Here is a 6,933-nt window from a genome sequence, read left to right on the forward strand (position 1 = left end):
TATCTACCCCGATTACCAATCGGAGACCTGCTATGTAGGCATACAATCCGAATAGTCCCCCACTCCTCCCGCTGAAAATTTGTACCGCCATGCTGCCGAAGGCGGTGGAATCTATAAGGGTCGCCGTCTCGCTCATTCGTCGTTGACACCGGGAATAGAAATTCTTATACTTTGCGATCTACGATCCAACAATTTAGACGATGGAGCGCGCCGGTATTCTCGTTTTCCGAACCAGCGGCCACGCGATGAAGGCGATGGATCTATTTCTCAGTGTCGGAGGCACGATTTGAGGCCTTTTTACAGAACATTATTCTCTCTGATCCTTTTTGCCATCCTCTTACCCCGATCCTCACCCTGCTCCGAGGACAGGCCGCCGGAAAGAGGCGGAAAGGTAAAATCGCTCGGGCTTCCCCGGAGGATTAAACCGTACGCGGGAGTCGAATGGGGATTCTACCGCCCTACGCAGGACAATTGGGGCTTCTGCGGCCGGATGAACGCCGGCTTCTACGTCGACATCCTCAATCCCGCTATCAGCATCCTTGGCTTCAGGACCGAAGGGTACTGGGGCAACAGGGACACAAAAATGGACGGTGGTCTGCGGAGCATGCTCGATATGCCTCACTTCCATTTTTCCGCCGGTGTCGATTTCAATATCAGAGACAGAGAGACCGATTTCATACTGATGATGTCACATCCGCTTGTGCGCGGGGGATTGTTCGATCTGGGAGGAAACGTATACGCTGACTGGCTTCCGGGACGGGACAACACGGTCCATTTTGGGCTGACTGTTCCGCTCGGACAGCGCAATCTGGGCAAGACGAGGACCCAGCAGGCTTTCGTCAAATTCCACAACCCACCGGTCACGCCCGTGCACCTCGAAAACCGTCAGCCGGCCCTCGATGATGCCCTCTCAAATATTTCTGTGCATATTAAATGGATCAACATACTCACTGTGCCGTTCAGCGATCAGAACGGCTTCCATACAGGCGGGATAAAGAAGTACGAGGAGAAACTGGACGAAATGAAGTCGCATCTCGCCCACCGTTCCTTCAACGACGATATAGACGACTATCACTCCGAACTTTCACGCGCCTTCTCGATCGCGATAACCGGTCTGCCTTACGGGCGAGGCGAAAGCATTTTTCTCGGCAGAGAAATCTGCGCGAAGGCCAGAGAGATAATTCTCAGAGAAGTCATCTTCCCTTACAACAGGCTTCTGGGACAGAGAAAACGCCACGACTCGACAAGAGAATTCGCATCTTACGCAAAAGGCTCTTTCGTCAGGTGGCTACACACTTCTTCGGCAGTAACTCCCGAGTGTATAGAATCGGTGCGGTACGTCTTCTGGAGGCTGCTCGATCTTATCGAGGAGAACCGGAAGTTCTCTGCGAAGGAGTGCAACGACGGCCGCATCGTATGGATACCTCTCCAGTATGCCTTGCGCCCGGAGCAACATGACTCGCAGCAGGAAATGGACGACCTGATTGCGGAAGCCTCGGGCGAGCAGTTCACCGAAGGAAACTGGATCTGGTACATAGTCAACGAGCAGTTCCAGTACGAGCTCACAAAGATGATCCTCGAAGCGAAGGATTATCACATTCTCTGGATACACGATATCAGGGGAAAGACCCCCGATGGCGATCCTGACGCACTTTCCTTCTACCAGATCAAGAACGGCTGGCTAAAAGCTCTGACCGAGAGCGTGCGCCGCTACGACGAAACAGGCAAGATACCCACCTACATGATCTTTCTGGACCAGTTCTTTTACGAAGTGAACAAAAGCAGGTTCTGGATGAAGCTTCTTCAGGATCCCCTCACCTGTGATCTCGACTTTCCCGAGGAATTCAAGTGGATGGAAGACGAGATAGAAAAGGCGCAGGATGACCTGCGACAGGCTGTCGCGGACTCCAAACTTCTCCAGCAGGAAACCAGCCAGTATGGCGAAGACTGGTTGAAGAACCTCATAAAGATTAATGTCAATATCACGAACCCCTCGGATCCGTCCTTCTTCACCGGGCAGATACTTCCGCTGGTCGGCTTTCCAGACAATTTTATCCGTGATCACAGAAAGATATCGTTCTTTGACATAACCGAGGACGACCCCTACAGAGGAAGAGCGATCTACACGGGGATGGGAGTAGGCGAGCACTACGCCGGCGCCACCTGGGAAGACAGAGCGATAATGGCAGTCGGCCCTGCTCTCCTCTCGCTGAAGAAGGATGCGAGGCAGCTCCTGCTCAACCACGGCTTCAAACCCGAGGAGATCCCCTGGCCGCTCAGGGCGGGGGAAAAACCATCCTCGTACCAGGCCAGGATCGACTCGTTCATCGAGACAACCTCCGAGGGTGCGACAAGCAGGTTCGAGATGCATTCGAAAGCGGTACAGCTGCACAACCAGACCGGCTACAACCCGAAACCGATAAACGTCATGCGGGCGGTCACGTGGAGCCTCATGCCGCCTGGCTCGGTCTTCAAGATCCCCGACTCGCTCTGGAACTCCTCTTTCTACGCCTCGATACTGATGGGAAGCTCGTTGAGGGGATGCCGCGTATATGTAATAGCCCCCTCTCTCTCCTGCGCGCCGAGCAACGGTTTTCCACAGATGGCAAGAGCTCACGAGATGCTTACTCGCCTTGTGATATTTCAGCAGAAGATGGCCGCCGAGTTGGAAATTTGCAGAGGGGAGTTCAGGACGGGCCTGTACGATCCACAGGTCGCCGTCGGCGATCTTATGGGAAGGATAAACGCGATCAGAAAATCCTTCAGGGATAACCCGTTCCTGATGGAATTGTACAATTTTGACAGGGATGTGCCCCTGCTCGTAGAATCTATCGATTCGATGCTCGCAACTACCGGACAAGAGGTCAACTACCTCGTCGACGACCCCGCTCTCAGCCGGCCTGCGCTGCATATGAAAAGTGGTTTCTTCGCATCCCGCGAGGGCTGGGACGGACTGATGTCGAGACCGGAGTGGCTCGATCTTTACCGTGAATACACAATCCACAGGGTAAGCCAGCTCAGCGACCAATTGGAAGCGGGCAGCGACGACCTTCCCCGGGCCCTGGTCGATATTGGCGTCCCGATGCTGAGATCGTTCCTCGAGGACCTGACCCCTGAAGAGCGTGAAAAGGTAATCTACTACCTCCATGTCGGCTCGGCGAACATGAACTTCCGGTCGATGATTCAGGACGGCGAGGTGATGTTCGTCGTCAGCGGCCTCCAGTCGATATTCGCCCTGATAGATTTCATCGAACTGATGGGCCTTACGACATGGGTCGACGATCAGGAGACGCTCGACAGCCTCCTCCCCCCGCCTTCCAACTTCAAACGGCTTATAGGCCGGATGATAAAGATAATGGTCTGAGCCCGGTGTCAGCTGTGTCGGAAAGTGTTGAATATCCTGTAATTAATCACTCAGCATCAACTATGGCGTTGTATGCTATCGGGGTTGAATAATATTCGATTCACTTCAAGGTATCATCCGGCAGTATTGTACACAGATTAACAGTCTAACAACCTTCGATTCATCCGCGGGCTTTCCTGGCGCGACGGCTGCAATCGAGAGTTAGATGGTTCCTCAAGGTGCTTCATAGACTTCATAAACCCTTTTTACCACGTCTTTCCCATTATTGGAGATCCTAAAGTCCCCGACAACCTGTTCAGAGTATTCCCAGTTTCGATTCCAAAAACCGGCAATAATGACAGTGTTACCATTAGGGTATAATGGAATCGATGGCTTGAATTCCCCGAGATAATGCTCATAACATTCAGATGATTCTAAATCTAGGGTATACAAATATGTATTGTTGTATATGTTGCACCATGGCCTCTTAGCATCTTCTGGTGTTCCGTCTGACACGTTCATAGTCATAAAGAAGAATGATCCATCGTACGCAAACCCAAAATACTCTCGTATTGCCCCATCTCTTTCCATCTCTCTTTCAACTCTGTACATCCAACTTTTTCCATGAATACTTATCCCTAACGTATCAATCAGTTCAGCATGATAATCTACTTTTTCACCTTTTTCATTCTTCCACCAAGGTCTGTATAAAATCGCGGCAATTCCAGTGTTCGATACTTGTGGATTCCGCGAAAACGCCTTTTCTCCAGTCCAATATATTCTTCCGGTTCCATCCATAAGACAGTAACTAGCGTTGCCACTTGGAACCCATTCACGAGTATGCATCCCCACAAGAAGACAAAACTTCCTATTAGGAGATAAGTACCCACATATGTGTTCTCCGTATATATTTGGAGGTTCTTGTTCTGAAGGCCAATCTAGACCGATTTGTCTTGCTATCCAAGTTGCGGCATAAATATTCGCATTACCACCTCGAAGCACTTCCATAGCTTCTTCGACCGATTTAAACTGATACAATTCAACACCACTTTGTGTGAAGCCCGCAGATGAAGCGATTAATAGAATTATTGCAATAATGCGTCTCATTCTTTTACACCATCTAACAACCTTCGATTCAGCCGCGGGGTTTCCTGGCTCGGGACCTGCTCTGCAGGCGCCGTGACAGGGAAGAGCCGACGGCTGCAAGCGAGAGTTAGCTGAGCTTTACGGCTGTGCCGTACACCAGCAGTTCGGCAGCACTGCCCACAACACTCGTAGTCATATAACGAACATTTATGACTGCATCGGCTCCCATTTCTGCAGCCTTAGCTGTCATCCTCTCGGTGGCGATTACCCGAGCACTCCCCATCATCTCTGTATATTCAGTCAATTCCCCACCAAGGATCAGCCTGATTATGGCAGACAGGTCTTTTCCAAGCCATATGGCATATACCGTGTGTCCCTGGACCAGACCGAGAATCTTAACAATTTCTTGCCCGGGCAGTACATCGGAGTTCAACAGCAGAACCGTGCGATCAGACTCAGTAAACAGCAGCTCTTCAGCTGATGCCTTTCGTGTTCTTTGTTCGAGAGCCAATGTTATTAAGACCACGAGGATGCCCCCTAGTAGACAGAACACCGCTATCTTGAGCCACCAGGGCACGACTGGATCGTCGGCAACCATCAAGTGCCATGGCATCCCCACAAATACAGTAACGAACAACCCGAGCACGAATGCCAGTGAGCCAATCTGTCGAAGTACTTTCATGCCTTCTCCCTCCTATACTGTCAGCTAACAACCTTCGGTTCAGCCGCGGGGTTTCCTGGCTCGGGACCTGCTCTGCAGGCGCCGTGACAGGGAAGAGCCGACGGCTGCAAGCGAGAGTTAGCTGGTTTAGTACTTGTTCATTATTGTTTTAGAAATAGATACATTCATTTCATATTTCCAATATACGTTCCTAATTATTTGATGGTGGCATCCAAGTAATTGCGTAACGTAGACCAAGTATTGGGCTCTCGACTTGAAGTTGTGCTATTCTGTCTTTGAATTGAAATTTACTAATAATACGTTTTGTCTCTCCTTGATGCACGATCTCTGAATCACCAATAAATACGAGAGGAGACGGTCCGGGATTCATTTCTTTCATACACTCTGGAAACTCAATTGTAAGAACTAATTCATCTGTAGGAACATTTGCTTCGACTATTGAGTATTCTTGTTTCCAGTCAGAATGTTGATAGGTTTCAACCGCTTCCTCTTTTGTCATGCAATATATTCTATCACAATTTACTATTCTCTCAAAGCTAACAGGATTTGTTTCAGGGGAAAAATGACCGTTTATTACTATGAAACCCTTAATATATGATTGATTTAAATTTGGAATAGTAAATTTCTCCACTTTGTCCAGAGTTACAGTTAGACTACTACCAGGAAGTTCTTTTACAGTTGGTTCATGAAATACTGCATCAGGGCCTTCAACCCCGACAATGAATGGTATTCTAAGGTTATCAAAAGATTGATAAGCTTTTACACCAATATATCTGTAAGTATCAATCTCATCACCATCACAACTAATTTTATCATATCTTTCTACCCGTTGAATGTAATATGGCGCAACGAATTTAATTCGCCCAGAATCTGCTTTGCCAACATCACGGACAGCTTTTTCAATCCCATTGATTTCTAATTGATTCTGCTTCTGGGTGATTCCTCTTGTTACAAGCGCTGCAATTATTACTCCCAAAGCTCCAACGAGCGCAACAACGATTTCCATTTACCCTCCTCGGGTTACTAACCAGCTAACAACAACCTTCGATTCAGCCGCGGGCTTTCCTGGCGCGACTGCTGCCCAGCAGCCGGCGTGACAGGGAAGATTCCGACGGCTGCAATCGACAGTTAGAGGTCCAATAATTCATTCTTTGTTTACTACCAACTAATGCGACAAAACAATCAAGGTGTCGAAGGAAGAAACAGGCGACGACCCTGACCAATAAGTCGACTGAAAACTAATCTCTACTTCTCCAGGATGGCCCCATAGGAATCTAAATTCATTGTCGTAAGAACATATACATCGACAATCGTATAGGGTATCCATTACTTCTATGGAGATAGTGTTTTGTAATATTTCGACTACTTCGATGAATCCAGGACAGCAGTTCGCTAAGAAATGAATGTCCAAAGTAAGGGTATCTTCTTCGAAATAATACCCCTGCAGATATGCATGATCGTAATCTATTGCGACAGCCTCAATTCCATTTGCACAGCCCGTATTAATATGATCAATGAAGTGGGATGAGTTATCACCGGATTCGGGTGAAGATGTCTTTGACTCACAGGCTGCAAACAGGAACATTACGCCAAGAATGGCGACAAGAAGATATGATTTTCGAACCATAATCCTCACCTCCTTACAGGTTCTTAAAAAGACCTCTAACAACCTTCGATTCAGCCGTGGGCTTCACTGGCGCGACTGCTGCCCAGCAGCCGGCGTGATAGAGAAGATTCCGACGGCTGCAATCGACAGTTAGGCGGAAACTTTAACATCGTTAGTGTAGACTCTGCTTTCTTCCCCAAGAACATATTTCCGCCA

General features: G+C 48.8%; 4 protein-coding genes. 1 reads left to right on the top strand and 3 read right to left on the bottom strand.

The genetic code is table 11. From position 1 onward, the window contains the following. The first annotated feature begins 286 nt into the window (after window positions 1-286). Window positions 287-3,364: a hypothetical protein gene (locus KOO63_04300; protein ID MBU8921025.1), complete on the top strand. Its 3,078-nt coding sequence runs from the start codon at window positions 287-289 to the stop codon at window positions 3,362-3,364. Between the two features lie 213 nt (window positions 3,365-3,577). Here the strand turns inward: KOO63_04300 and KOO63_04305 are convergent, their stop codons facing one another. The 3 genes from KOO63_04305 to KOO63_04315 all read right to left on the bottom strand — a co-directional run bounded on the left by KOO63_04305 (window position 3,578) and on the right by KOO63_04315 (window position 6,117). Further along, window positions 3,578-4,450 (bottom strand): hypothetical protein, encoded by an 873-nt coding sequence (locus KOO63_04305; GenBank protein ID MBU8921026.1) that lies wholly within the window; start codon window positions 4,448-4,450, stop codon window positions 3,578-3,580. A 106-nt stretch (window positions 4,451-4,556) separates the two neighbouring features. Further along, the gene (locus tag KOO63_04310; GenBank protein ID MBU8921027.1) at window positions 4,557-5,111 is read right to left on the bottom strand and encodes a YbjQ family protein; all 555 of its coding nucleotides are present in this window, start codon (window positions 5,109-5,111) and stop codon (window positions 4,557-4,559) included. A gap of 190 nt (window positions 5,112-5,301) precedes the next feature. Continuing rightward, window positions 5,302-6,117: a hypothetical protein gene (locus tag KOO63_04315; GenBank protein MBU8921028.1), complete on the bottom strand. Its 816-nt coding sequence runs from the start codon at window positions 6,115-6,117 to the stop codon at window positions 5,302-5,304. Window positions 6,118-6,933 lie beyond the last annotated feature (816 nt).

Source organism: Candidatus Latescibacterota bacterium (genome assembly GCA_019038625.1).
Lineage (GTDB): Bacteria > Krumholzibacteriota > Krumholzibacteriia > Krumholzibacteriales > Krumholzibacteriaceae > JAGLYV01.